The 24,577-nt window shown below is 61.7% G+C and carries 24 protein-coding genes; 14 read left to right on the top strand and 10 right to left on the bottom strand.

Features of this window, described 5'->3' with window-relative positions; genetic code table 11:
* Positions 1-147 precede the first annotated feature (147 nt).
* Entirely contained in the window at positions 148-1,302 is a 1,155-nt protein-coding gene (locus AB8A33_RS11240) for an autotransporter outer membrane beta-barrel domain-containing protein (RefSeq protein ID WP_439092798.1), read from the top strand.
* Positions 1,303-1,376: 74 nt separating this feature from the next.
* Here the strand turns inward: AB8A33_RS11240 and AB8A33_RS11235 are convergent, their stop codons facing one another.
* Both AB8A33_RS11235 and ndk read right to left on the bottom strand, forming a co-directional pair.
* Entirely contained in the window at positions 1,377-2,210 is an 834-nt protein-coding gene (locus tag AB8A33_RS11235; RefSeq protein WP_439092797.1) for a TerC family protein, read from the bottom strand.
* Positions 2,211-2,293: 83 nt separating this feature from the next.
* Positions 2,294-2,716: a nucleoside-diphosphate kinase gene (ndk, locus tag AB8A33_RS11230; protein WP_068731078.1), complete on the bottom strand. Its 423-nt coding sequence runs from the start codon at positions 2,714-2,716 to the stop codon at positions 2,294-2,296.
* Positions 2,717-2,994: 278 nt separating this feature from the next.
* Here ndk and AB8A33_RS11225 point away from each other — a divergent pair, with 278 nt between their 5' ends.
* The 3 genes from AB8A33_RS11225 to AB8A33_RS11215 all read left to right on the top strand — a co-directional run bounded on the left by AB8A33_RS11225 (position 2,995) and on the right by AB8A33_RS11215 (position 5,562).
* On the top strand, positions 2,995-3,258 hold the full coding sequence (locus AB8A33_RS11225; protein WP_068731077.1) for a sulfur globule protein precursor: 264 nt from the start codon (positions 2,995-2,997) through the stop codon (positions 3,256-3,258).
* Positions 3,259-3,438: 180 nt separating this feature from the next.
* The gene (locus AB8A33_RS11220; RefSeq protein ID WP_439084976.1) at positions 3,439-3,621 is read left to right on the top strand and encodes a hypothetical protein; all 183 of its coding nucleotides are present in this window, start codon (positions 3,439-3,441) and stop codon (positions 3,619-3,621) included.
* A 78-nt stretch (positions 3,622-3,699) separates the two neighbouring features.
* Positions 3,700-5,562 carry an ABC-F family ATP-binding cassette domain-containing protein gene (locus AB8A33_RS11215; protein ID WP_439092796.1) on the top strand — a complete coding sequence of 621 codons (1,863 nt, stop codon included), beginning with the start codon at positions 3,700-3,702 and terminating at the stop codon, positions 5,560-5,562.
* A gap of 39 nt (positions 5,563-5,601) precedes the next feature.
* On the opposite strand, the gene AB8A33_RS11210 is transcribed toward AB8A33_RS11215, so the two are convergent.
* The 3 genes from AB8A33_RS11210 to AB8A33_RS11200 all read right to left on the bottom strand — a co-directional run bounded on the left by AB8A33_RS11210 (position 5,602) and on the right by AB8A33_RS11200 (position 8,244).
* Entirely contained in the window at positions 5,602-6,195 is a 594-nt protein-coding gene (locus AB8A33_RS11210; RefSeq protein ID WP_439092795.1) for a hypothetical protein, read from the bottom strand.
* 84 nt (positions 6,196-6,279) lie between these two features.
* Positions 6,280-6,732, bottom strand: a complete 453-nt coding sequence (locus AB8A33_RS11205) for a DNA polymerase III subunit chi (RefSeq protein WP_439092794.1) — start codon at positions 6,730-6,732, stop codon at positions 6,280-6,282.
* 9 nt (positions 6,733-6,741) lie between these two features.
* Positions 6,742-8,244 (bottom strand): leucyl aminopeptidase, encoded by a 1,503-nt coding sequence (locus AB8A33_RS11200; protein ID WP_439092793.1) that lies wholly within the window; start codon positions 8,242-8,244, stop codon positions 6,742-6,744.
* Between the two features lie 502 nt (positions 8,245-8,746).
* Here AB8A33_RS11200 and lptF point away from each other — a divergent pair.
* From lptF to rsmA, 6 genes are all read left to right on the top strand, one after another.
* Positions 8,747-9,916, top strand: coding sequence for an LPS export ABC transporter permease LptF (gene lptF / locus AB8A33_RS11195; protein WP_439092791.1), 1,170 nt, complete (start codon positions 8,747-8,749; stop codon positions 9,914-9,916).
* Positions 9,913-11,010: an LPS export ABC transporter permease LptG gene (lptG, locus tag AB8A33_RS11190; RefSeq protein ID WP_439092790.1), complete on the top strand. Its 1,098-nt coding sequence runs from the start codon at positions 9,913-9,915 to the stop codon at positions 11,008-11,010. The genes lptF and lptG overlap by 4 nt, the downstream gene beginning before the upstream one ends.
* 104 nt (positions 11,011-11,114) lie before the next feature.
* Positions 11,115-13,505 (top strand): LPS-assembly protein LptD, encoded by a 2,391-nt coding sequence (locus AB8A33_RS11185; protein ID WP_439092789.1) that lies wholly within the window; start codon positions 11,115-11,117, stop codon positions 13,503-13,505.
* Positions 13,506-13,597: 92 nt separating this feature from the next.
* Positions 13,598-14,527, top strand: a complete 930-nt coding sequence (locus tag AB8A33_RS11180) for a SurA N-terminal domain-containing protein (RefSeq protein WP_439095910.1) — start codon at positions 13,598-13,600, stop codon at positions 14,525-14,527.
* Positions 14,528-14,568: 41 nt separating this feature from the next.
* On the top strand, positions 14,569-15,573 hold the full coding sequence (gene pdxA, locus AB8A33_RS11175; RefSeq protein WP_439092788.1) for a 4-hydroxythreonine-4-phosphate dehydrogenase PdxA: 1,005 nt from the start codon (positions 14,569-14,571) through the stop codon (positions 15,571-15,573).
* Positions 15,570-16,442, top strand: coding sequence for a 16S rRNA (adenine(1518)-N(6)/adenine(1519)-N(6))-dimethyltransferase RsmA (rsmA, locus tag AB8A33_RS11170; protein WP_439092787.1), 873 nt, complete (start codon positions 15,570-15,572; stop codon positions 16,440-16,442). Before pdxA ends, rsmA begins: the two co-directional genes overlap by 4 nt.
* Here the strand turns inward: rsmA and AB8A33_RS11165 are convergent.
* Entirely contained in the window at positions 16,426-16,704 is a 279-nt protein-coding gene (locus AB8A33_RS11165; protein WP_439092786.1) for a hypothetical protein, read from the bottom strand. The genes rsmA and AB8A33_RS11165 overlap by 17 nt on opposite strands.
* Positions 16,705-17,111: 407 nt before the next feature.
* On the opposite strand from AB8A33_RS11165, the gene AB8A33_RS11160 reads away from it, so the two are divergent.
* From AB8A33_RS11160 to AB8A33_RS11145, 4 genes are all read left to right on the top strand, one after another.
* Positions 17,112-18,170 carry an alcohol dehydrogenase gene (locus AB8A33_RS11160; protein WP_439092785.1) on the top strand — a complete coding sequence of 353 codons (1,059 nt, stop codon included), beginning with the start codon at positions 17,112-17,114 and terminating at the stop codon, positions 18,168-18,170.
* A gap of 81 nt (positions 18,171-18,251) precedes the next feature.
* Positions 18,252-19,631, top strand: a complete 1,380-nt coding sequence (locus tag AB8A33_RS11155) for a caspase family protein (RefSeq protein WP_439092784.1) — start codon at positions 18,252-18,254, stop codon at positions 19,629-19,631.
* A 29-nt stretch (positions 19,632-19,660) separates the two neighbouring features.
* On the top strand, positions 19,661-20,158 hold the full coding sequence (locus AB8A33_RS11150; protein ID WP_439095909.1) for a hypothetical protein: 498 nt from the start codon (positions 19,661-19,663) through the stop codon (positions 20,156-20,158).
* Positions 20,159-20,184: 26 nt separating this feature from the next.
* Positions 20,185-20,664, top strand: a complete 480-nt coding sequence (locus AB8A33_RS11145; RefSeq protein ID WP_439092782.1) for a hypothetical protein — start codon at positions 20,185-20,187, stop codon at positions 20,662-20,664.
* A 16-nt stretch (positions 20,665-20,680) separates the two neighbouring features.
* Here the strand turns inward: AB8A33_RS11145 and AB8A33_RS11140 are convergent, their stop codons facing one another.
* The 4 genes from AB8A33_RS11140 to AB8A33_RS11125 all read right to left on the bottom strand — a co-directional run bounded on the left by AB8A33_RS11140 (position 20,681) and on the right by AB8A33_RS11125 (position 24,493).
* Positions 20,681-21,505 (bottom strand): ABC transporter permease, encoded by an 825-nt coding sequence (locus AB8A33_RS11140; RefSeq protein ID WP_439092781.1) that lies wholly within the window; start codon positions 21,503-21,505, stop codon positions 20,681-20,683.
* Positions 21,506-21,576: 71 nt separating this feature from the next.
* Positions 21,577-22,656 carry an extracellular solute-binding protein gene (locus tag AB8A33_RS11135; protein WP_439092780.1) on the bottom strand — a complete coding sequence of 360 codons (1,080 nt, stop codon included), beginning with the start codon at positions 22,654-22,656 and terminating at the stop codon, positions 21,577-21,579.
* An 11-nt stretch (positions 22,657-22,667) separates the two neighbouring features.
* A complete protein-coding gene (locus AB8A33_RS11130; RefSeq protein WP_439092779.1) occupies positions 22,668-23,654 on the bottom strand; it encodes an ABC transporter ATP-binding protein in 987 nt (328 codons plus the stop codon).
* Between the two features lie 50 nt (positions 23,655-23,704).
* Positions 23,705-24,493: an ABC transporter permease gene (locus AB8A33_RS11125; protein ID WP_116662420.1), complete on the bottom strand. Its 789-nt coding sequence runs from the start codon at positions 24,491-24,493 to the stop codon at positions 23,705-23,707.
* Between the last annotated feature and the right edge of the window lie 84 nt (positions 24,494-24,577).

Genomic DNA, 24,577 nt, shown 5'->3' with positions numbered 1-24,577 from the left:
GCGACACGAATCCGCTGTGGCAATCGCACAACAATACGCGTCAATCGCCACCGGAGGCGCTCAATGCGCAGCGGCAACGCCGAAGGGATCGCGTATGCTCTGCCGCAATCAAGCGGCCCTGCTGCAGCTATTTCGAAAAGAGTCATAATGCGCGATCCATCGCGATACGCTCGAACGGACAGGATCCCGGCTGCCAGCCGGCATCGTCGGACCATTGTACTCGGCCTTGCCGTCGCGCTTGTCGTTGTGCCTTCGCTCGCATCTGCCCAGGTCGCACCACCGCCTACCACGCCGCCACCGACGACACCGCCGCCAGCAGCCGCACCGGTGCCCTCATCGACCGACTTCAATGCCGGGCAATCCGCAGGTATTGCCATTGGCGATCTCGGTAGCCAGTTCCTGCGGCGCCTCGGCGATCAGGCGAGCTACGGCTTCAACCGCGCGTCGCGCACCAATCCCGGCGGTGGCGGCGCATCGGAAACCACCGAGACGCCCCGCTTCCGTAGCTGGGCCGAGTTCTATGGTGTCGGCGCTCACACCAGCTTGATCGGGGACTTTGTCGGCGACAAGCGCCGGACTGTCGGCGGGGTCGCCGGAATCGGCGCGCAGCTGATGCCGGGCGTCAATGTCGGGCTGTCGGTTGACCAGAGCCACACCACGATCGATGTTCCGCTGGCGCTGCAATCAGCGACGCTCGACCTCACGCAGATCGGCGTCAATGCGTCGGTCGACCAAGGTGCATGGACCTGGGCAATCGCATTGGTACACGGCTTCGGCGACATCAACTCGCGCCGCGACACGGGCCTGGGGCTCGCGAGCGCCGGCTATAATGCGCGGATCGATGGCGCGCTCACCGAGCTGAGCTATTACTGGAGTTACGAACAGGCACGGATCGTGCCCAAGGCGGCCTTCGAATACACCCGCGCGACAACCGGCGCGATGCAGGAGCATGGCGGCCTCAATCCTGTCAACGCAAGCGGCGCATCAGCCGAGCGCGCGCGTATTCTGCTCGGCGCAGAAGTCGGCCGTTACTGGATCTTTGACCAGAAGATTCTGGACCTGTCGGGCTATGCCAAATTCGTCGACAACGTGCATCAGCGCTTCAGCAACGTCACGGTCAGCCTCGGTTCCGAGAGCATCACCGTTCAGGGGATCGGCGAAAGCCAGTACGGTGCAGACGCCGGCGCATCAGCGTCGCTGAGCCTGAGCAACACCGCGCGTCTCTATCTCAATTATGATGGAAAGTTCCGCGCCTATTCGCAGTCCCATCAGGGAACGCTGGGCGTCGAATTCAAGTTCTAGAAACCACCAGATTCCAGAAACAAAAGAGCGAGCGAAAGGCAAATGCCTCTCGCCCGCTCTGCGTTTTCATTGAGTTAGGCCGTCTGCTCGGCGTGCCCTGCCATGCTGCGACGGCGCCACAGCGTTCCGACAGCGAGCACCACAGCGACACCAATCAGACCGCAGACGATCTCGCCACCATGACCCCCATTGGCGAAACGAACGCCAAGGCCAAGCGATGACATCAGGCTGTCGAGGCCAGTGCCGACCGAACCGCTGAAGAAGCTGTGCATCAGCGGCAGGACCGCAGGATCCGTCGCGATCACTTCGCCGGCGACCCAGCCCAGCAGGGCCGCACCGAGCCAGACCAGAACGGGCAGACGGGTCAGCAGCGCCATGATCAGCGCCGCGCCGGCGACGATCAGCGGGACGCTGATGGCGAGACCCAGGATCAGCAGCGGCACGCTACCGTTGGCAGCGGCGGCCACGGCAATGACGTTGTCGAGGCTCATGACGATATCGGCGACGACAACGATCTGCACGGCGGCCCACAGATGCGAGGCGGCCTTCACGCCGTCCTCTTCTTCCTGCTCGGGAACCAGCAGCTTGGCCGCGATCACGATCAGCGCGAGACCACCCACCAGCTTGAGATAGGGCAGTTCCATCAATGTGGCGACGATGCCGGTGAAAATGATACGCAGGATCACGGCTGCAGCGGCACCGAGGATCATGCCCCACATACGCTGCTTCGGCTCAAGGCCGCGGCAGGCCAATGCGATCACGAGGGCGTTGTCGCCGGACAGCAGAACGTTGATCCAGATGATCTTGCCAACAGCTACCCAGAATGCGGGCTGCTGCATTTCGACCTGAAACTGAACGAAAACCGACTTGATCGTCGCCGGATCGAGAATATGCAGCAACCAGTCCACAGCGCGCCCCTTTGTTTGTTCGTTTTGATTGGAAAGGTCGGCGCGCCCCCGCGCGCCGACCGGTCGTCAATTCGGCTGGAAGTTTAGCCGACGATCTCGTTGCCCGAGAAGAACTGCGCGATTTCGATCGCGGCAGTTTCCGGAGCGTCCGAACCGTGCACCGAGTTCTCGCCGATCGACTTGGCGTGAAGCTTGCGGATGGTGCCATCGGCAGCCTTCGACGGATCAGTCGCGCCCATCACGTCACGATGCTTGAGAACAGCGTTCTCGCCTTCCAGCACCTGCACGACAACCGGACCCGAGGTCATGAAGTCCACCAGTTCGCCGAAGAAAGGGCGTTCCTTGTGAACGGCGTAGAAAGTGCCGGCCTGTTCGCGGGTCATGCGGATGCGCTTCTGCGCGACGATCCGCAGGCCGGCCTTTTCGATCAGCGCGTTGATCGCACCGGTCAGATTGCGCTCGGTCGCGTCGGGCTTCAGAATCGAAAAGGTACGCTCGATAGCCATGATTTATCCTTGAATAACAGTCGCTGGAAGATGGCGGCTTATATCGACGCCATCCGGGAACGGCAAGCGATCCGTCTAAATGTCGCAGGCCCCTTTTTGGCCAATCCAGTGCCGAAATTACCGAGATGTCATCCACATGAACCATTCCTGACATGGCTGGCGCGATCCGGTTCAGCTTTCCCCTCCTAGACTGCCTGCAATGACCCCGGCCAACAGCATTTGCCCCCGGCGCCATGTTCACAGCAGGCGCAACACGCGCCGTACCAGAGGAGATGAGAATGTTCCGCAAGATCGCACTGACTTTGGTTGCAGCGGCCTCATTGGGCGCCGCGGCGCTGGCTCCGACCTCGGCTTCCGCCTGGGGCGGCCACGGCGGATGGCACGGCGGTGGCTGGCATGGCGGCGGCTGGCATCGCGGCTGGGGCGGACCACGCTTCGTCGGCGGGCCGGTTTACGGCTATGGCGGCGGCGGATGTCTCGTCCGCCGGGTCGTTCCGACCCCGTGGGGACCGCGTTGGCGACTGGTCAATCGCTGCTACTGACGCTCCACTAACAGTAAAATACCGCCCGGCCGTTCCCTCGGCCGGGCTTTTTCTTGGCAGATCCATAGACGATTCATCGAATTTTGACTCAAACAGCCTCAAATCCATAAATCTTGAAACAATTTCGGCCCGCACGACTTGCCTTAGTGTCATTCAACTGCCACGAGCGCCGGAAAGACAATGCAGAACCAGTTCATCAATAATGGCGAAGAGCACATCGACCGCACCACCAGCGTGGCGATTTGCAATGCCATCGGCGAACGGCTGCGCCGGGATGTCGGCCCGGACGATGCCCTGCCCTCCCATCTGCAGATGCTGATCGACCGGATGCGGCAGCAGGATGAAAACACCGGCAGCCGTTAACAGCAGAATTGATCTTCTACGCGCCGTTGGCGACCAAATCGGGGTTGCCTTTGTGCGTCGCAGCGGTGACAACCCCGCATGCTTTCCATCACAGACATTTCGATCCGGATCGCCGGACGCCTGCTCATTGACGAGAGCACGGTACAGATTGCGCCGGGAGCCCGCGTGGGTTTCGTCGGCCGCAACGGCGTCGGTAAATCAACACTTTTTCACGCCATTCGCGGCGATCTGGCCACAGAAACCGGGAGTATCTCGATCCCGCCCCGCTGGCGTATTGGCAGCCTCGCCCAGGAGGCGCCGGACGGCCCCGAAAGCTTGATCTCCGTCGTCTTGAAAGCCGATCTCGAGCGCGACGCGCTGCTGAAGGAAGCCGAGACTGCCTCCGATCCGGAGCGCATTTCCGACATTCAGACCCGCCTTGTCGATATCGATGCGCATTCCGCGCCCGCTCGCGCCGCGGCGATCCTGAGCGGCCTTGGCTTTTCGGCTGAAGCCCAGTTGCGCTCCTGTTCCGAATTCTCCGGCGGCTGGCGCATGCGCGTCGCGCTTGCGGCCACGTTGTTCTCGGCGCCGGACCTGTTGCTGCTGGACGAACCGACCAACTATCTCGATCTCGAAGGCACGCTGTGGCTCGAGGATCATCTCGCCAACTATCCGCGCACGGTCATCGTCATCAGCCATGACCGCGACCTGCTCGATACGTCAGTGAACGAGATCCTGCATCTCGACCGCGGCAAGCTCGTGCATTATCGCGGGACTTACTCAAATTACGAAGAGTTCCGCGCCAACAAGGAGGCGCTCGACGCCAAGAACGTCAAGCGTCAGGAAGCCGAGCGCAAGCGGCTGCAGGACTTCGTCGATCGCTTCAAGGCCAAGGCCTCCAAGGCACGTCAGGCACAATCGCGCGTAAAGATGCTTGAGCGCATGAAGCCAATCTCGGCGCTGGTAACGCAAGACGTGCGCGAGATCGTCTTCCCTGCGCCCGAGAAGATCCTGTCGCCGCCGATTCTCGCGGTGGACAATGTGTCGGTCGGCTATGAGCCCGGCAAGCCGGTACTCAATCAGGTGACACTCCGCATCGATACCGAGGATCGCATTGCCCTGCTCGGCTCCAACGGCAACGGCAAGTCGACGCTGGTCAAGCTGCTGGCGAACAGGCTGAAGCCATTTTCAGGATCGATCACGCGCGCCGACAAACTGTCGATTGCTTACTTTGCCCAGCATCAGCTCGACGAGCTGGTGATGGACAACTCCGTCTACGATCATGTGCGCAAGCTAATGCCGGACATGCCGGAATCGAAGATCCGCGCCCGTGCCGGCAATATCGGCTTTTCCGGCAAGGCCGCGGATACGATCGTAAAAAGCCTGTCCGGCGGCGAGAAGGCGCGACTGCTGCTGGGGCTCGCGACTTTCTACGGTCCGAACATGATCATCCTGGACGAACCGACCAACCATCTCGATATCGACAGCCGCGCAGCGCTGGCCGAGGCGATCAACGAATTCCCCGGCGCAGTGATCATGGTCTCGCATGATCGCTATTTGATCGAGGCCTGCGCAGACCAGCTCTGGGTCGTGGCTGACCGCACCGTCACCAATTTCGACGGCGACCTCGACGACTATCGCAAAGTCGTCATGCAAGCCCGCGGCATGCGCGCGCCGACACGCGACCGCACAAACACGGACCGCGAAAAACTGGCGAAGCCTAAAGAAAAGAAGATCCCGCTCAAGCAGCAGGTCGCCGAGGCAGAATCCGAGATGGAGCGGATCACCGCCATCATTGCCAAGATCGATACCGCGCTCGCATTGCCCGACCTGTTCAAGAAGGATCCGAAGCAGGCCACGCAACTCACCAAAGCGCGGGCCGCTGCGGCGGACGCATTGCAACGCGCCGAAGAGCAATGGCTGAGCGCGAGTTCTCTGCATGAAGAAGCGAACGGCTGAAACGCAGCCGTCGCTTACTTCGACATCATCACGAAAGGATCAGGTCGCGGCGCGCTTCTTGGCCTTCGGACGCGCGGTCTTCGGCTGCTCAACTTCCGGACCGCGTTCGACCACGGTCAGACGACCGGCGGTAAACGTATAGATGCCCGCACGCGGACCGCGCAGATAGGTCAGCACGGCAACGCGATCGCCGCGCGGGCTGGTCGAGAGGCTGACATTGTCGGGGGCGCCTGCACCACGCGCCACGTCGCATTCGGTATGGCCGAGCGCCACGACGCCAGTTTGAACTGGCGCACCTGCGGACCCATCGGCAAGCGCGTTGGCATCACGCGGCGCCATGCCCGGGCACGCACCGTCAGCGCTGATGAGATCCTGCGGACTGACGGCCTGCTCAGGCGACAGCGGCGGCGTCTCGATCGAAACATTCTTGATGAATACGCGACCCGGTTTGGAGAACCAGTCGGCATCTTTGGACAGCAGATCCGTGGAGAATGCGTCACCACCCACGCCAGCGCAGCCAGCAAGCAATGGCGCAGCAAGCAGCAGCACGAGCAGACCGTTTCGATGAAGCTTTTCATGTCGCACGATTACGCAACCCCAAGACACGCGATAAGCGCCTGTAACATCATTCATTTGCGGCACCACCATGACACAGCGGTGGATACCGGTGAGGAAATCTACAATTATCATTAATTGCAGCAGATCGCCAATCGCCAGCTAATTCTTGCGCTGCCACCGACCGCGTTCATCGGTCTGCCAGTAAGTGGCGGTAAAGCCCCTCGCCTTACAATCAGTCCAGGCTGCTCGCGCTGCAGCGAGCGCATCGGCATCATCGCCGTTAAATACCAGCACCATACGCTCATAGCCGTCGGCATCCGCCGGCACCGCCGCGCTGTCCACAAGGAACCGGACCTGGGCACGATTGGGATTGCCCTCTTCGATTGCGAGAATGATCGGCTGATCCGCAGCGTCTGCCACACGCCAAGTGGCGTGCGGCAGAAATGAATCGTCACGATAGGTCCACAGATGCGCATCGAGCGCATCGGCGCGTTCTTCTGACGTGGCTTGCACGACGACACGCCAGCCGCGCTCGAGCGACTTCTCAAGCAGCGGCGGCAGCACGCTCTCCAGCGTCATGTTCTGCAGGTGATAGAACAGAACCTCAGTCATCGTGTCAGGCTACTTCTTCGCCTCGTAATAGTCGGCAACCAGTCGATCCAGCAGCCGGACGCCATAGCCCGAGCCCCAACTCTGATTGATCTCGGTCTTCGGTGCGCCCATGGCGGTCCCGGCGATATCGAGATGCGCCCACGGCGTATCGTCGACGAAGCGCTGCAGGAACTGCGCCGCGGTTATCGAGCCACCATTGCGCGTGCCGGTGTTCTTCATGTCGGCAAATTGCGAGTCGATCTGCTTGTCGTATTCCGGACCAAGCGGCATCCGCCAGACACGTTCGCCGGTGGCCTGTCCGACGGTGGACAGACGCTCTGCGAGTTCGTCATTGTTGGAGAACATGCCGGCATATTCGGTACCGAGCGCGACCATGATCGCACCGGTCAGCGTCGCTAGATCGACCATGAATTTCGGCTTGAATTTCTTCGCCACATACCAGAGCACATCGGCCAGTACGAGGCGGCCTTCAGCGTCGGTGTTGATGATTTCGATGGTCTGACCGGACATCGACGTCACGATGTCGCCCGGACGCTGCGCGTTGCCATCCGGCATGTTTTCGACGATGCCGATGGCTCCAACCACATTGACCTTGGCCTTGCGGCCCGCGAGCGCATGCATCAGGCCAACAACGCAGGCTGCGCCGCCCATATCGCCCTTCATGTCTTCCATGCTGCCGGCCGGCTTGATCGAGATGCCACCAGTATCAAAGGTCACGCCCTTGCCGACAAAGGCGACGGGCTGCTCGCCCTTCTTGCCACCGTTCCAGCGCATCACCACCATACGGCCGGGACGCACAGACCCCTGGGACACGCCGAGCAGCGCGCCCATGCCAAGCTTGGTCATCGCCTTGACGTCGAGCACTTCGACCGTGACGCCGAGCTTCTTTAACTCACCTGCGCGGCGCGCGAATTCGGCGGGAAACAGGACGTTCGGCGGCTCATTCACGAGTTCGCGGGCCAGCACGACGCCGTTGACGATATGATTGCCCGGCGCAAAGGCCTTCTTGGCCGCGGCGACGTCGCTGACGGCCAACGAAACCGCGACGTTGCCGGACGCCTCGTCGGCATCCTTCTTCTTGGTCTTGTAGCGATCGAATTTGTAGGCGCGCAGCAACGCGCCCGAGGCAACCGATGCAGCTTGTTCAGCTGTCATGGCCCCCGAAGCGAGTTCGGCGATCACGGTCACTGCATCACTACTGCCGCCGACCTTGCCGGCGAGCACGCCGCCAAATTTCAGCAGATCGGTCTCCTTCAGATCGGCCGGCTTGCCGGTGCCGATCACGATGAGACGCGACGCCTTGATGCCATCCGGGGCCAGGATGTCGAGCGTCGATGCACTCTTCCCCTTGAACTTGCTGGTTGTAGCCGCGCGCTTCACAGTTGCCGCGGCGTCCCCGAGAGCCTTGGTCGCGGCAGGACCAAATTTCAGCGTTTCGTCGCAGAACACCACAAGAGCACCGCGCGCAGCAGTGGCAAACGGGACGAAGCCGACTTTGACGGCGTCGGACATGGCAAATTCCTCCAGGAGATCAGGGCTGTCGCAGGGGTCGGCGCGGAATCCGGTCGGTGCGGCGGGTTCAAGTGTTTTGTTGTCGTCGCAGCGTGAACCGTCAAGACAGGTTCTGACCGAAACCGCCAAGGATCGATAGTTTCTTGTGTCTCTCCGGAGGGAAACCAGACCGTCCGTAGCCCATGATTCGGGCGTTGCCTGTGTCCGAATGTGTCGACTCTGGCCTTAGGTGACGGCCTTGCCAACGAATGGGCCCCTACCGACTGGCCCGGTTCCTCGCCGCCACGCGAGTTGCGAAGCATTTCAGTGGCCCAAGGGACACATCGGGCACATAATTAACCATATCTTGAGCGAGCCATTCCCCGGCCATTTTGTTGACCAATCAAAGGGATGCTAAGTGAGACAGTGGGCTTGTGAAGATCGTGGCATGTCCTCGGGGGTCCCCTTGCGGGATTGGGTATGCGGGCGGCTTTAACGGCCGGAACGGGGATTGATCGGACCGATGGGGTCTATCGACAGGTATATTTTCCGCACGACGCTGGCGTCATTTGCGGTGGTTCTGGTCAGCCTGACGGGCGTGATCTGGATCACGCAAGCGTTGCGCGGAATCGACCTGATGACGAGCCAGGGTCAGACCATTCTGACCTTCCTCGGCGTCACCAGCCTTGCGATTCCCGTTCTCGTTCTGATCATTGCTCCGATCGCCCTGATGATCGCGGTGTCGCACACCCTGACCAAGCTCGCGACCGACTCCGAAATCATCGTGATGAATGCCGCCGGCCTGTCGCCGCGACGGCTGTTTCGTCCCTTCCTGTTCGCAACGATGGTCGTATCGCTGCTCGTGGCTTTCATCGGTTCATATCTGGCGCCGGATGGGATGCGCCGGCTGAAGCGCTGGGACGCCGAGATCACAGCCGACGTGCTGGCGAATATCCTGCAGCCAGGCCGCTTCGCGCAGCTCGACCAGAACCTGACTATCCGCGTCCGGGAGCGTCAGCCCGGCGGATTACTGGTCGGGATTTTCGTTGACGATCGTCGCGATCCCAAAGAACGCGTCACCATCATCGCGGATCATGGCACGGTGCTGAAGAACAAGGATGGTTCGTTCCTGATTCTGGAAGACGGCAATCTGCAGCGTTTCGAGACAGGCAAGACCGACCCCGCCATGGTAGCGTTCGGCCGCTATGCTTTCGATATGTCGAAGTTCTCCAATCGCAGCCAGGACGTCACCTACGGAATTCGTGAACGGTATCTCTGGGAATTGATGGTGCCGCCTGTGGATGACCCGCTTTACAAGCAGGTGCCGCGGCAGTTCAGCGCCGAGATGCACGACCGCTTGATGGCGCCGATCTATCCGCTGGCCTTTGCCGCCTTGACCTTTGCATTCCTGGGCTCGCCACGGACTACGCGGCAGAGCCGCAACTTCTCGATGGGTAGCGCGATTGCCGCGGTGTTCGGCCTGCGCATGGCGGGCTTTGCCTGCTCCGTCGTTGCAGCGAAATCGGACTTCGCCGCACCGCTCCAATATGCCCTGCTGGCGACAGCGATCGGCGCCAGCTTCTGGATCATCTCAGCCGGGATCGTGGTGGAACCGCCGGCGAAGCTGGTGGAAGCTATCAACAAATCCAACGAGCGGTTGTTGCGCCTCTTTCGACGGCCAGCCGCCGCATGAGCATGATCACCAACACCATCGGCAGGTATTTCGCCGGTCGCTTCCTGGTGGCAGCCCTGGGCGTGTTCACCAGTATCTTCATGCTGCTGGTGCTGGTCGACTACATCGAGATGGTCAGGCGCACCTCCGGGCTGGCCTCGGCCTCCGCTCTGATGGTGGCGCAGACGTCGCTGTACCGGGTGCCGCAGTTGCTTGAGAAGATGATGCCGTTTTGCATCCTGATCGGCGCCATGACCTGTTATCTCGCGCTGTCGCGGCGGCTCGAACTGGTGGTCGCCCGCGCCGCCGGCGTCTCGGCCTGGCAATTTATTTCCCCTGCACTGGCCAGCGCCCTCATCCTGGGCGTGCTGGCGACCGTGGGCTACAATCCCCTGTCGGCCAATCTGCGCGAGGAATCGAAGCGAATGGAGGCCCAGATGTTCGGCGATGCGCCGGGCGGCGGCGTCCAGGACGCTTCCGGCTTCTGGATCAACCAGGTCAATCGCGAGGGCCAATCCATCATCAATGCTGCCCGCAGCGAGCAACAGGGCGTGCGCCTGACCGGGCTAACGGTGTTCCGGTTCGACACCGAATCCCAGTTCAAGGAACGGATCGAAGCGCGCGAGGCATCGCTTGAGCCCGGCCGCTGGCTGTTCAAGGGGGTGCGCCGTTACACCCTCGATTCGCCTGTCGTTGAGCAGGACAGCATGTACCTGGCCACGACCCTCACCCCATTGCAGGTCAGAAACAGTTTTTCGACCCCCGAAACAGTGTCATTTTGGCAACTTCCTTCGTATATCAAATCCTCCGAGAGTTCGGGTTTCGCGACGGCGGGGTATCGCTTGCAGTATCATAAGCTTATCGCACAGCCTTTTTTGCTGGTTGCGATGGTGATGCTGGCCGCTTCCGTGAGCCTGAGGTTCTTTCGGATGGGCGGTGTCCAGAAGATGGTTTTGAGTGGCGTGGGCGCAGGCTTTCTGCTCTACGTTCTGTCGAAAGTTACGGAAGATTTGAGCAAGGCTGAGTTGATGCATCCGATTGCTGCGGCGTGGCTGCCTGTGTGTGTGGGCGGCCTCACCGGCTTTTTGGCCTTGTTGTACCTGGAGGACGGGTAGTGGCTGGTTTTGCCGCCCTCCGCGCGCGGAAAATGATCTCGAAACTGCACATTTGTGCAGATTGCGGAAGTGCGTCTCGCGCGATTGCGTCGATCGCCGCAACTATGATGTGTGTCGCCGTGACGCTTGGCGCCGCTACGACGACACCTGTCCATGCCCAGAGCTTCACCTATAACCGCCCGGCCACCCGGCCGAAGCCGCCGCCGGCGGCCCAGACCGGGCAGATGCTGGTGCAGGCCACCGAGGTCAATTACGACTATAATAACTCGCGCGTCGCCGCCGTCGGCAGCGTGCAGATGTATTACAACGGCACCTCGGTCGAGGCCGACAAGGTCATCTACGACCAGAAGACCAAGCGCCTGCATGCCGAAGGCAATGTCCGAATGACGGACGCCGACGGCAAGATCACCTATGCCAACCTGCTCGACCTCAGCGACGACTACCGCGACGGTTTCGTGGATTCGCTCCGTGTCGATACCGCGGATGCGACTCGCATGGCCGCGACACGCGCCGAGCGTACCGCCGGCAACTACACCGTGTTCCAGAACGGCGTCTACACCGCCTGCGCCGCCTGCAAGGAAGATCCGAAGAAGCCGCCGCTGTGGCAGGTCAAGGGTGCCCGCGTCATCCACGACCAGACCGAAAAGATGATGTATTTCGAGGACGCCCGGATCGAGTTCTTCGGCGTCCCCCTCGCTTATATCCCGTATTTTTCGACGCCCGATCCGACGGTGAAGCGCAAGACCGGCTTCCTGATGCCGGGCTTCACGCAGAACACAAATACAGGCTTCGGCATTGAAACGCCGTTCTATTGGGCGATCGCGCCTGACTACGATGCAACCATCTCGCCACGCTACACCAGCAAGCAGGGCCTGTTGATGCAAGGAGAGTTCCGGCAGCGCCTGATGGATGGCGCCTACCAGATCCGTGCCTATGGCATCAATCAGCAGGATCGTAGCGCCTTCGCCAACACGGTCGGCGACAAAGACTGGCGCGGCGGAGTCGAGTCCAAAGGCCAGTTCGCGCTGAACGACAAATGGGTCTGGGGCTGGGACGCGGTTGCACTCAGCGATTACAACTTCCTGCAGGACTACCGGCTGTCGATGTACCGGGATCCCTATGCCTCGTTTTTGAATCTGCAGACGGAAGCCGTTTCGCAGCTCTATCTGACAGGCGTCGGCAAGCGTAGCTTCTTCGATGCACGCACGATCTATTACCTGAGCTTCTCCGGCAGCCAGAGCCAAGTCCCGGTCATTCACCCGGTGATCGATTACAACAACGTCCTCAACCAGAACATTCTGGGCGGCGAGTTCAGTTACAAATTCAATATGACCAGCCTGAGCCGTGATCAGGCCTCATTCACGCCGATCAATGCCAAGGTCGATCCATTGACCGGCTTGAGCGCCTGTAACCTGCTTTCCGCAGATACCGCTGCACGAACGCCAGCCAACTGCCTGATGAACGGCATTCCGGGTACCTATACCCGTGTGACCGGCGAAGCGCAGTGGCGCCGTTCTTACACGGACTCGTTCGGTCAGATCTTCACGCCGTTCGCGATCCTGCGCGTCGATGCGATCGATGCCTCGATCTCGAACCAGCCCGGCGTGTCCAACTTCCTGCCGACCGGCGACACGACCGCGCTGCGGGTGATGCCGACCGTAGGCCTCGAATATCGCTATCCGTTCATCAACGTTCAGCCGTGGGGCACCACGACACTCGAACCCATCGCTCAGGTCATCATTCGTCCGAACGAAACCTACGCCGGTAAGTTGCCGAATGAAGACGCGCAGAGCATGAGCTTTGACGCGAGCAATCTGTTCAGCGTCAACAAGTTCTCCGGTTACGACCGTGTCGAAGGCGGCGGCCGCGCCAACGTAGGCGTGCAGGCCACCACACAGTTCGATCGTGGCGGCTCCGTCAAAGTCTTGTTCGGTCAGTCCTACCAGCTGTTCGGCCTGAACTCGTTCGCAGTCGCCGATACGACCAACACCGGCGTCAACTCGGGACTGGCCACCTCGCGCTCCGACTATGTCGCCAGCCTCGCCTATTCGCCGAACCGCACTTATACGGTTAGCACCCGCGCGCGGATCGACGAGGCGACCGGCAACATCTCGCGCTTCGAGGCGGAGGGTCGCGCGAGCTTCGACCGCTGGTCGGTCAGCCTGATGTATGGCAATTACGCACCGCAGGCGGAATTGGGCTACCTCACCCGCCGCGAAGGCCTCCTTGGCACCGGCTCGATCAAATTGGCATCAAACTGGGTGGTCACCGGTGGCGCGCGCTGGGATCTCGAGGCCAACAAGATCAACCAGTACACGGTCGGCGCAGGCTATGTGGACGATTGTTTCGTGCTCGGCGTCAATTATGTCACGTCCTACAACTACGTGAGTAATCTGAGCACGCCGCCCGTTCTGAGCCATACTGTTATGTTCCAGATAGGCCTGCGGACAATTGGCAATACCACGTCTGCGAGCGGAACCGGCGGCACTTACTAATCGGTCCTTTGTGCCGTGAAATCTCCGTTTTCCATCGCGATGTATGCGAATTCTGCTTTCAAGAGAGCTTTGACACCGCGGTTTTAACAATGATGGGTACGATGATTTCCGGACGCGTTCTGCAAGCCACGTTGGCGACGGCGGTCACTCTTCTCATTTGCGCGGGATCGCCTGCCCGCGCGCAGTCCGTTGCCGTCATGGTCAATGGCGAGCCCATCACCAATTTCGATATCGAACAGCGCACCAAGTTGAATGCGCTGTCGGGTTCGAAAACGAATAGCCGACAGGACGTGATCGACGAATTGATCAGCGAAAAGGTGAAGATCAAGGAAGGCAAGAAATACAGCGTCGAGCCCGGTGCCTCGGAAGTCGACGGTGCATTTCAGAACATGAGCTCGCGCATGCGCCTCACGCCGGATCAGCTGGTGCAGTCGCTGGCGTCCAAAGGCATCCGCCCGGACACGCTGAAAAGCCGTTTGAAGGCCGACATGGTCTGGAACGCGATCGTCCGCGGGCGCTTCAAACAAAGCCTGCAGGTCGGCGAAAAGGAAGTCGATACAGCCGTCCAGAGCGCGGGCGGCGACGCCACGACCGAAGCATTCGAATATCAGATGCGGCCCGTCGTGCTCGTCGTGCCGCGCGGTGCGGCATCCGGTATGATGGAAGCGCGGCACAAGGAAGCCGAAGGGCTGCGCGAGCGTATTCAGAGCTGCGAAGACGCCAACCGCACTTTCAAGTCGATGCAGAATGCGACCATCCGCGACACCGTGGTTAAGACCTCCGCCGATCTGCCGCCGTCGCTGCGAGAACTGCTCGACAAGACCCCGATCGGACGTCTCACGCCTCCGGAAGTGACCCGCCAGGGCGTCGAAATGGTCGCGTTGTGCGCTCGCAAGCCGACCAAGGTCGATACGCCAAAGAAGCGCGAAGTCCGCGAAAAGATGTTCGCCGACAAATTCGAGGCGAAGTCGAAATCCTATCTGCAAGATTTGCGCAAGGCGGCGATGATCGAATATCGCTAGTTCCGATCCGGCTTAGGCCGCGACTGGCTTAGGGCGGCACCATGACCAAACCTCTTGCGCTGACATTGGGCGAACCGGCCGGCATCGGCCCGGACATTGCCATTGCCGCTTGGCTGCGCCGACACGAGCTCGACCTGCCCCCGTTCTATCTGCTTGGCGACCGTGATTTCATGGCGGAACGTGCCAGGACGCTCGGCCTCGACATCGCGCTGGCCGATGCAACGCCTGCCAGTGCCACTGAGACGTTTCCTGACGCATTGCCGGTGGTGTCGATCGGGCAGACCGTCACCGCGCCTCCGCGTCGTCCTGACGCCTCCAGCGCGCCCGCAGCTATCGCCTCGATCCGTCAGGCCGTCGCGGATGTGGAGGCCGGCCGCGCGAGCGCCGTCGTGACCAATCCGATCGCCAAGAGCGTGCTCTATCGCGCAGGTTTCACTCACCCAGGCCACACCGAATTTCTCGCCGAGCTTGCCGCCCGCGACGGAAAGGTCCCGCTGCCGGTGATGCTGCTGTGGTCGCCCGAACTGGCCGTGGTGCCGGTCACGATCCATGTCTCGCTGCGTGATGCCATTGCCCAACTGAGCGGCCCGCTGATCACCGCCACCGCGCGCATCGTGGTCAACGACATGAAGGCCCGTTTCGGCATCAAGCGACCGCGACTGGCCATTGCTGGCCTCAACCCGCATGCCGGCGAAGATGGTTCGATGGGAGACGAGGAGCAGGCCTTCATCATGCACGCGGTCACCGTGTTGCAGAACGAAGGCATCGATGCACGCGGGCCTTTGCCCTCCGACACCATGTTCCATCCGGCAGCCCGTGCGACTTATGATTGCGCGATCTGCATGTATCACGATCAGGCGCTGATCCCGATCAAAACCATCGCCTTCGATGAGGGCGTCAACGTCACGCTCGGCCTGCCCTTCATCCGCACCTCGCCCGATCACGGCACTGCATTCGACATCGCCGGCACCGGCAACGCCAATCCGTCGAGCCTGATTGCGGCGCTCAAACTCGCGGCCCGCATGGCCGCGACGCAATCCACATGAGCACGATCGACGATCTGCCGCCGCTGCGTGACGTCATCAAGCGTTTCGATCTGCAGGCACGCAAATCGCTCGGCCAAAATTTTCTGCTCGATCTCAATCTCACCGCACGCATCGCACGCGCCGCCGGTCCGCTGGAAGATTGCACAGTCATCGAGGTTGGTCCCGGCCCCGGCGGCCTCACCCGTGCATTGCTGGCGACGGGCGCCAGGCGCGTCATCGCCGTCGAGCGTGACGAGCGCGCACTCGGCCCGCTCAAGGAAATCGCCTCGCACTATCCTGGTCGGCTCGAGATCGTCATCGGCGACGCCCAGACCTTCGATCCGCGCCCGATGCTATCAGGCGAGCGCGCCAAGATCGTCGCCAACCTGCCCTATAATATCGGCACGCAGCTCCTGATCGACTGGCTGTGCACCGAGCCGTGGCCGCCCTGGTACGACATGATGGTGCTGATGTTCCAGCGCGAGGTCGCCGAACGCATCGTCGCCATCGAAGATGATGAAGCCTATGGCCGGCTTGGCGTGCTGTCGAACTGGCGCGCCGAAACCAAAATCCTGTTCGACATCTCGCCGGCCGCCTTCACGCCCCCCCCGAAAGTGACGTCATCGGTCGTGCGCCTCGTTCCCCGTGCGGAGCCCGAGGCCTGCGAGCGTCGGCTGCTGGAACAGGTCGCGGCCGCAGCCTTCAACCAACGCCGCAAGATGCTGCGGCAGAGCCTGAAATCGCTCGGCGTCGATCCGGAACGGCTAGCCGCCGCCGCGGATGTCGATGTCACACGACGCGCAGAGACAGTCCCGGTGTCCGGCTTCGTTGCTATGGCGCGCGAATTGTCCGAGCTCAGGAAAGCAAAGAGCGTTACTCCGACGCCTTGATGTCCTGCGCCGGGCTCTTGAGAGCAGCCCACATAAAACATGTGCAGGCGAGTGCCACGAACAGCGGCAGCCCATGCGTCAGTCCCTGCATCGCAGCGCCGGCGAAGACCGGGCCGATCAGCGCACCCGCGCCCCACATGCCGGTGTCGAGAACGACCTGCCCGGCCGTTTCCAGCCGAGCTATGCCGAGGAAGCAGAAGGATGGTGCGAAGCCACCGAACATATCCGTTTCACGCGCATCGACCGCGTTCGCGTCCGCCACTTCTGGCGCACCTACCGCGTTGATACGACCTACAACCTCACCAGCCGCAATTGCTCGACCGCTGTGGCGCGCATTTTTTCAGGCCGTGGCCACGCCCGAATTGTGGGTTGCAAGCGTATTGCGACGCCGCGCCGAAGCAATGGCATGGACGCCCGGCCTGATCCTCGACTATGCGCGCCCGCTGCAGGCGGTGGTCGAGCCCGTGCCAGAACAAATCTCCCCCGCACGGTCGCGCCTTAGAAGGCTTAGTATTCGCCGCGCAGCCCGGGCCCGCATGCGCGCGACGTGAGCCTCTCAAGACGACCGCGACGTCGGCAAGAAGGTGCAAACCTGGCGCTCTTTCGCACCCTTGAACTCGCCCCCATCCTGTGATTGCTAGGATGCAACGAAGTCTAGGGAAAACAAAAATGGCTCTTATGAAACGCCAGTCTCTGGTGAAATTCGACGCTCCGCTCTGCGAAACCATCGTCGACACGCCGAAGCCGCAGGGCAAGGAAGTGCTGGTCCGCATCGAGTGCTGCGGACTTTGTCATTCCGACCTGCACATCCAGGACGGCTACGCGGATCTCGGCGGCGGCAAGAAGCTCGACACCACGCGCGGCATGACGCTGCCATTCACCCTTGGCCACGAGATCGCGGGGATTGTCGATGAAGTCGGTCCCGATGGCGATCGATCGCTGATCGGTACGAAGAAGGCCGTCTTCCCATGGATCGGCTGCGGCAAGTGCCGCGATTGTCTCGCCGGCGATGAGAACCTTTGCACCAAGAACCGCTTCCTCGGGGTAGCACTCGACGGCGGCTTCGCAACGCATGTACTGGTACCGGACGAGAAGTATCTGCTCGATTACGATCCTCTGCCGATCAACATGGCGGCGACACTGATGTGCTCGGGCATCACCGCCTATGGCGCGCTCAAGCGTCTCGTCGACCGCCCACGACAGCGCAACCTGCTGCTGGTCGGTCTTGGCGGCGTCGGCATGGCGGGCCTCGCGCTGGCGCAGGCGATGTTCAAGCAACCGATCTCGGTGGCCGATCTCAACCCGGCGGCACGCGAAGCCGCGCTGAAGAACGGCGCGGCCTTCGCCTATGACCCTTCCGAGCCCGATGTCGCTAGGCGCATGGTGAAGGAAAACGACGGCGGCTTCGACGGCGTAGTCGACTTTGCCGGCAACGACAAATCCATGAACTTCGCGGTGGCCACAGTGGCGCGCGGTGGCAAGATCGTGGTGTCCGGCCTGATGGGTGGCGAGTTCAGCCTGCCCATGGTGCAATGGATCTACAAGCGCATGACCATCGAGGGCTTCATGGTCGGCACGCTTGAGGAAGCCAAGGAGCTGATGGCTCTGGCCCGCGCCGGCAAGCTCAAGCCGACGCCGATGAAGGCGGAGCCGATGGGCGATGCCCAGAAGTGGATCGATGAACTTCGCGCCGGGAAGGTCGTCGGCCGGATCATGCTGACCAACTGAATTAGGCTGCACTCAGGCTCTGGCCCGGATTGCGCTTCATGCGATCCGGGCTAGGATATGTCCCATTGCAGGATGGGATTGATGGACCATTTCGTCCAACCGGTCAGGTCGCTTGCGCGAATTGCCGCGCTGATGGCCCTGACGTTGCTGCTCTCGGCCAGCGCTGCATTGGCCGAGAAGCGCATCGCGCTTGTGGTCGGAAATTCCGGCTACCAGAACATCACCCGCCTCGATAATCCGAAGAACGACGCGAAGCTGATGGCGGAGACGCTGAGCGGTCTCGGCTTCACGCTGATCGGCGGCACTGCGCAATTGGATCTGGACAAAAGCGCACTCGATCTCGCCGTGCAGAATTTTGGACGGCAGGTTCAAGGCGCTGACGTTGCTCTATTCTATTACGCGGGCCACGGCGTGCAGGTCAGCGGTTCCAACTACCTCGTGCCCGTGAATGCCAATCCGACCCGCGAGGCGGATGTCGATTTCCAGATGGTCGATATTAATCTGGTGCTACGCCAGATGCAGGGCTCCGGCACGCGCCTCAACATGGTCATTCTCGATGCCTGCCGGAACAATCCGTTCGGGTCGCGTGGCCTGCGTGCCTCTGAGGGCGGCCTCGCCCAGATGCGCGCACCGGAAGGAACGCTGATTTCCTACGCGACCCAGCCCGGCAGCGTGGCGCAGGACGGCAGCGATGGTAACAGCCCCTATACCAAGGCACTGGCGACCACTGTGCGCCAAGCCGGTCTCGATATCTTCCAGACCTTCAATCAGGTCGGCCTTGCAGTGAAGCGCGCCACTGGTGGCTCGCAACAGCCATGGGTGTCGTCATCGCCGATCGATGGCACATTCTACTTCGTCGCTCCTCCCGCACCCGTGCCACTCGTCGTGCCGCAGAAGCCTGTGCAGGAAGCACGCCTTCCCGATGCACCGCGGATCGACTTCGACAAGCTGCTGATCACCGACCCGGTCAAGCTTACGGAAATCAGCGACCGACTTTATGAGCTGAATTTCGATCCCGAACCGCTGAACAGCAAGAATGGCATCGCGGTGGCGATCCGCGATTTCCAGGTCAAGGGCGGCATGCCACCAACGGGAGAGGCGACCGAGGGCCTGCTGCAGCGTTTGCGCAGCGCGAGCGACCAGAAGCAATGGGGCTCGATCGTCTACGACATCAAGAACAAGAAATGGGGCATGTCGTGGGATCAACCGTCCCGCAAGTCAGCCGTAACCAAGGCACGCGCCCAATGCGGCACGGCTCCCTGCCCGCTCGAACTGTCGTTTTACGGAGCGAATTGCGGCGCCTTCGCAGCTCTCGGCGGTAACTGGTCGCTTGTCGCGCGGCCCACGCTTGCGCAAGCGCGCGATGCGGCCATCGATCAATGCACCAAGACAGGAAAATCATGTCCGATCGTCGGCGCCATCTGCGCCAACGCCACGATGGGGCCTGACGCGAAATTGTAACTTCAATCTGTTTTTGAAAGTTATTGAACATGATTTTTCGATCTGTACTTCTGTTTGGTTTGGCCATTCTGACATTTTCGGAAGACGCAGCTCTGGCACAGGGCGCAACAGGTGGCAGCCTTGGCAACGACAGCAAGACGCTGTCGGGCTCCTCCCCCGAGTCCCGATCGGCGGCGCCTGCCCAAGGCGAAAGCTCCGAGCGCCGCGCGCCGCGCCGTCAAACCACCTCGCGCAACCGTGGTGAGGGGGCGGGAGGCGGCGGAAATTTCGACGGCGCCTGGTCGATATCGAGCGCAGGCACCTCCGGCTGTTCCGACACATTCACGGAAAACTTCGTCGTGGCCAACGGAAGGATGATCGGCAAAGACGGCAGCGCCGCGGTAGGTGCCAACGGGGCAGTGCGTGGAAGCGGAAATTACAGCGGCATCCGCGTCACCAGCCAGGGTCGCCTCTCCGGCCGTACCGGTTCGGGAGTTTTCCAGCGATCCGATGGATGTTCGGGCCGCTGGGTCGCGAGCAAGCAGTAACCGCCCATGACACCCCGCAGGTCATCATGAAATCCGTCATCCTCCCCTGTCTGCTCATCATCGCACTCGGCGGCAGCCACGCATGGAGTCAGGGCGCGACCGGCGGCAGCCTCGGCAATGACAACAAGTCGCTGTCCGGCTCGTCCTCCGAACCGCCTGCCGCCAAGCCAGCCCGCCGCGAGCGATCCGAGCAGCGTGCAGCTCCGGCCCGCCGCGACTCTGGTGACGGCGGCGGCAGCGCCGCCAGATTCGATGGCACCTGGCTGATCGCATTCATCGGGCAATCGTCGGTGTGTGCGGGCAAGACCGCCAGCAGCACATTGACGATCTCCGGTGGGAGCGTTGGCGGAGGCGGCAGCATTAGTCCGAGCGGTACATTGCAAGGGGTCGGCAGCAGCGGCAGCGTGAGCGCGGTCATGACCGGCCGCCTGTCCGGCCGCGGTGGCGGCGGTTCGATGCAAATGTCGAATGGCTGCAGCGGCCGATGGACGGCCAGCAAGCAGTGAGCTTACGGCCGTCTCGCTACGCCTTGCGCTGCGGTCGCATTGCCTCACCGATCGATACGACGATGGCGCAGATCGCCACCAGCACGATCGATGCTGCGGATGCGGCCGGCAAATCAGTCCCCGTCTCCGAGATCTTGCTGTAGAGCACCAGCGGCAGGATATTCACCTGCGTGCCGGCCAGTGCCAGCGCCGTGCCATAAGCGCCAACAGCAACGGCGGCGGTCAGACAATAAGCCGCGATCAGGCTCGGCAATATCTGCGGCAACATCACCTCGATCAACGTACGGAAACTCCCCGCACCGAGCGAGCGCGAGGCGAGCATCTGGTTGCGATCGAAATTGCTAATCGCCGGCAGCACGATCAACACGACGCGCGGCACCAGATAGTAGGAGTAGGCCAGTCCCAGTCCTACCGGTGAGAAGATGAAACCGCCGATCACCGCGGGATCGAAGCCGAGCTTAGCCAGCAACAATGTCACGAAGCCGGCGCGGCCGAGCAGCAGGATAAAACCGTAGGCGACGATCAGCCCCGAAAATGTCAGCGGCAGCGAAATCGCGATAAGCGCTGCCGTCCGTAGGCCCGGCGCGAACCGCACCAATGCAAGCGCTACGCAGAAGCCGACGACAAGCGAAAACAGCGGTGCCACGGTGCCCAGCACCATCGTGCCGCGCAGACCGTTCCAGAACACCGGATCGCTCGCCAGGCGGCTGAAGGCGCTGCCGCCGTCCGCGAAGGCGCCGACGAGCACCGCACAGACGGGGATCAGGAAGAACAGTCCCAGCACCACGCTGCCGGGAACGGCAAAGGCGGCGAGCATGGATGTCGGAACGCGCGCGCTCATCGTGGTCCTTGTTGCTGGATGACGAAAGAGGCAATCCCCGCGCTGACGCGGGGATTGCTCGTTAATTCAGTTTACTGACCGAGAACGGCCTTGGCCCAGCCGGCATCGATCTCGGCCTTCTTCGCGGTGGCCTTGGCTATATCCATCGCCTGCACCTGCGGCGCGGCCGGCATCTTGTCGGCAACGCTCGGCGGCAGGCTGACACCGGGCACAGCCGGACGCACATAGCCCTCGGCGAAGATCTTCTGGCCTTCTTCGCTCATGATGAAGTTGAGCCAGAGCTTGCCGGCATTCGGGTTCGGACCGTTCTTCACCAGCGAGATCGCGTATGGCGCGGCGGCCGACGCTTCCTTCGGAATCACGACGGACACGCCATCGCCGAGACCGTCGGTGAACTTGGCTTTCAGGCCATCGTTCTCGTAGCCGATCCAGATTGGAATCTCACCCTTCAGGAACTGTGCGTAAGGCGTGGTACCGACAGTGCGCAGCACATTGCCGGCCTTGGTCAGCTTGCCCAGATAGTCGATGCCCGGCGCGACATTGTCCATGCTGCCGCCATTGCCGAAGGCTGCGGCGAAGGCAACGACCTGGCCCTGCCCGGTCGAGCGCGGATCCTGATACACGATTGCATTCTTGTATTCAGGCTTGAGCAGATCGGCCCAGCTCTCCGGCACGTTCTTGACCAGCTTGGTGTTGACCAGGAAGGCCACGCTGAGCGTGTGGATGGTGAACCAGCGGCCATCGGCCTCGCGAAGCGGCTCGGCAAGCTTGTCGAAATTGACCGGCTTGAAGCCATCGACCACGCCGGCCTTTGCTGCATCGAGCGCAGACGCCGCAAAGTAATAGGCCGTATCGGCCTGCGGACGATTGCGCGCCTTGTCGAGGGCAACGACGGTCGCAGCCGAACCGAGGTCGTTATAGACCATCTCGACGCCCGGGTAGCGCTTCTGGAAAGCCTTGAACTGGTTAGCCCAGTTGGCCCAGGTCGGTCCGGTATCGAACGACACCACGAGGCCCTCCTTGCGCGCGGCTTCGTACAGCGTCTTCTCGCTGGCATAGAGTTCGGCACCTTCGAAGGCCCATGCGGTTGGGCTAATGGCAATGGCGAGGGAAGCTGCGGCAACGCCGCTCAGAAACTTGCGTCGGTTCATGTCGATCTCCTTTATGAGGTCGGGGGAAGAAGGCGGATGGCATCGTGCGGGATCGTCACGCCGGTGATCGGCCCGCGCAGATGGGTTTCGAGACGGATGGCCCCGCCGGCGACGGCCATATCGATCCGCCTGACAGGACCGAGATAGCGGTCGGCCGACATGCTGCCCGCGAAGCAGCAGGGATTACTCGCATCGACCGGCCCGGTGATCGGCTCGACGCGCTCGGGCCGCACGAACACAGTGACCTTCGCACCAACACTCTTGCCCTGCGTGTTACAGGCCAGCGCGCCAATCGGCGTTGTCACCATGCCATCGCCGGAGACGCTGCCGGACCACAGGTTGGATTGACCGACAAATGCCGCGACACTGGCATCGGCGGGCGTCTCATACAATTCGCGTGGCGTCCCGACTTGCACGATGCGGCCGTCGCGCATCATCACGACCTTGTCGGCGATCGACAGCGCCTCTTCCTGATCATGCGTCACCAGCAGTGTCGCAATGCCGGCCTGACGCTGCACGCGCAGAATTTCGTCGCGCATTTCCAGCCGCAGTCCCGCATCGAGCGCCGATAGCGGCTCATCGAGCAGAAGACCTTGCGGCTCGAACACCAGCGCACGCGCCAGCGCGACGCGCTGTTGCTGACCTCCGGACAATTCGGCTGGATAGTCTTCCGCGCGCTTGCCCATGCCGACACGTCCCAGCATCTCGATGGCACGCGCGCGCCGAACCTGTTTGGCGATACCGCGCACCTTCAGTGGATAGGCGATGTTTTCCCAGAGACACATATGCGGGAACAACGCATAGTTCTGAAACACGACACCCAGACGACGCGCCTCGGGCAATGACGCGCCGACGTCCTTGCCATCGATCAGGATGCGCCCGGTGTCAGGCTTGAGGAAGCCCGCCAGCAGTTTCAAAATCGTCGACTTGCCCGATCCCGACGCGCCGATGATCGCCAGCAATTCGCCGCGGCCAATCTCCAGGGCAATGTCGAACACGCCAGTGCTCGTGCCGGGATACCTGTAGCTCACTTGATCGTATCGCAGCGTCACGCGCCTGCCCCCACTTTACGCCGGCCGGTGACCCGCGCCGTCAGCCCGCTGGTCAGCGATGCGATCATCGCAAGCCCAAGCAATACGACGGTGGCTGCGCAGGCAAAGCCCGTCGCGCCGTAGAATGCCTGCAGCAGCACCACAGGATAGGTGCGCGACAGAAAGCCAGAGACCAGATTGGATAACTGAAATTCGCCGATCGACAGCGCCGCCACTGTCAGCATGCAGGATAGCAGGCTCGTATGTAGCTGCGGCAGCGTGACGTCCCACATGCGTGCCGGAAACGACGCGCCGAGCGTTGCGGCCGCGTGCTCATATTCGGCGAGCCCGAGCTGATCCATATCGGCAACAAGAGCCGTCACCGTATAGGGCAGCGTCAACACGAGATGCCCCGCCGCCAGTAGCCAGAAACTGCCGAGCCATGGCAATGCGTCCGACGAGAAGACGAGGATGAAGCCGAAAGCGAGAACCAGCTCGGGCACGGCAATCGGCATTAGCGTGACTATCCGCGCCGCGAGCCGCACACCACCCCGCGCGCCGGCATGAATGGCGTAAGCCAGCGGCAGCCCGATCAGGATGTTGAGGATGCAAGTGGTCGCGACGATCTTCAGGCTGGTGGTGAAAGCGCGGCGAAAGCTCGGGTCGCCCGCGACTTCCTGATACCAGCGCCAGGTGAAACCCGACGGCAGAAGCGTGCCGCTCCAGACTTCTCCAAAAGAGCCGACGAACAACAACAGGACTGGCGCCGCGAGAAAAATCAGATAGGCGATCGCGACGAACGGCACGAGCCATGTCCCCTGTCAAATGTGATGCTGAAGTCTGCGCCTCAGTATAACGGCGGCATATCAGTTTTATGACAGGGCGGCAAA

It is taken from the genome of Tardiphaga sp. 813_E8_N1_3 (assembly GCF_051811025.1).
In the GTDB taxonomy this organism is placed as follows: Bacteria; Pseudomonadota; Alphaproteobacteria; order Rhizobiales; family Xanthobacteraceae; genus Tardiphaga.
The sequence above is the reverse complement of the archived record's forward strand: the minus strand, read 5'-3'. Positions and strand labels throughout refer to the sequence as shown.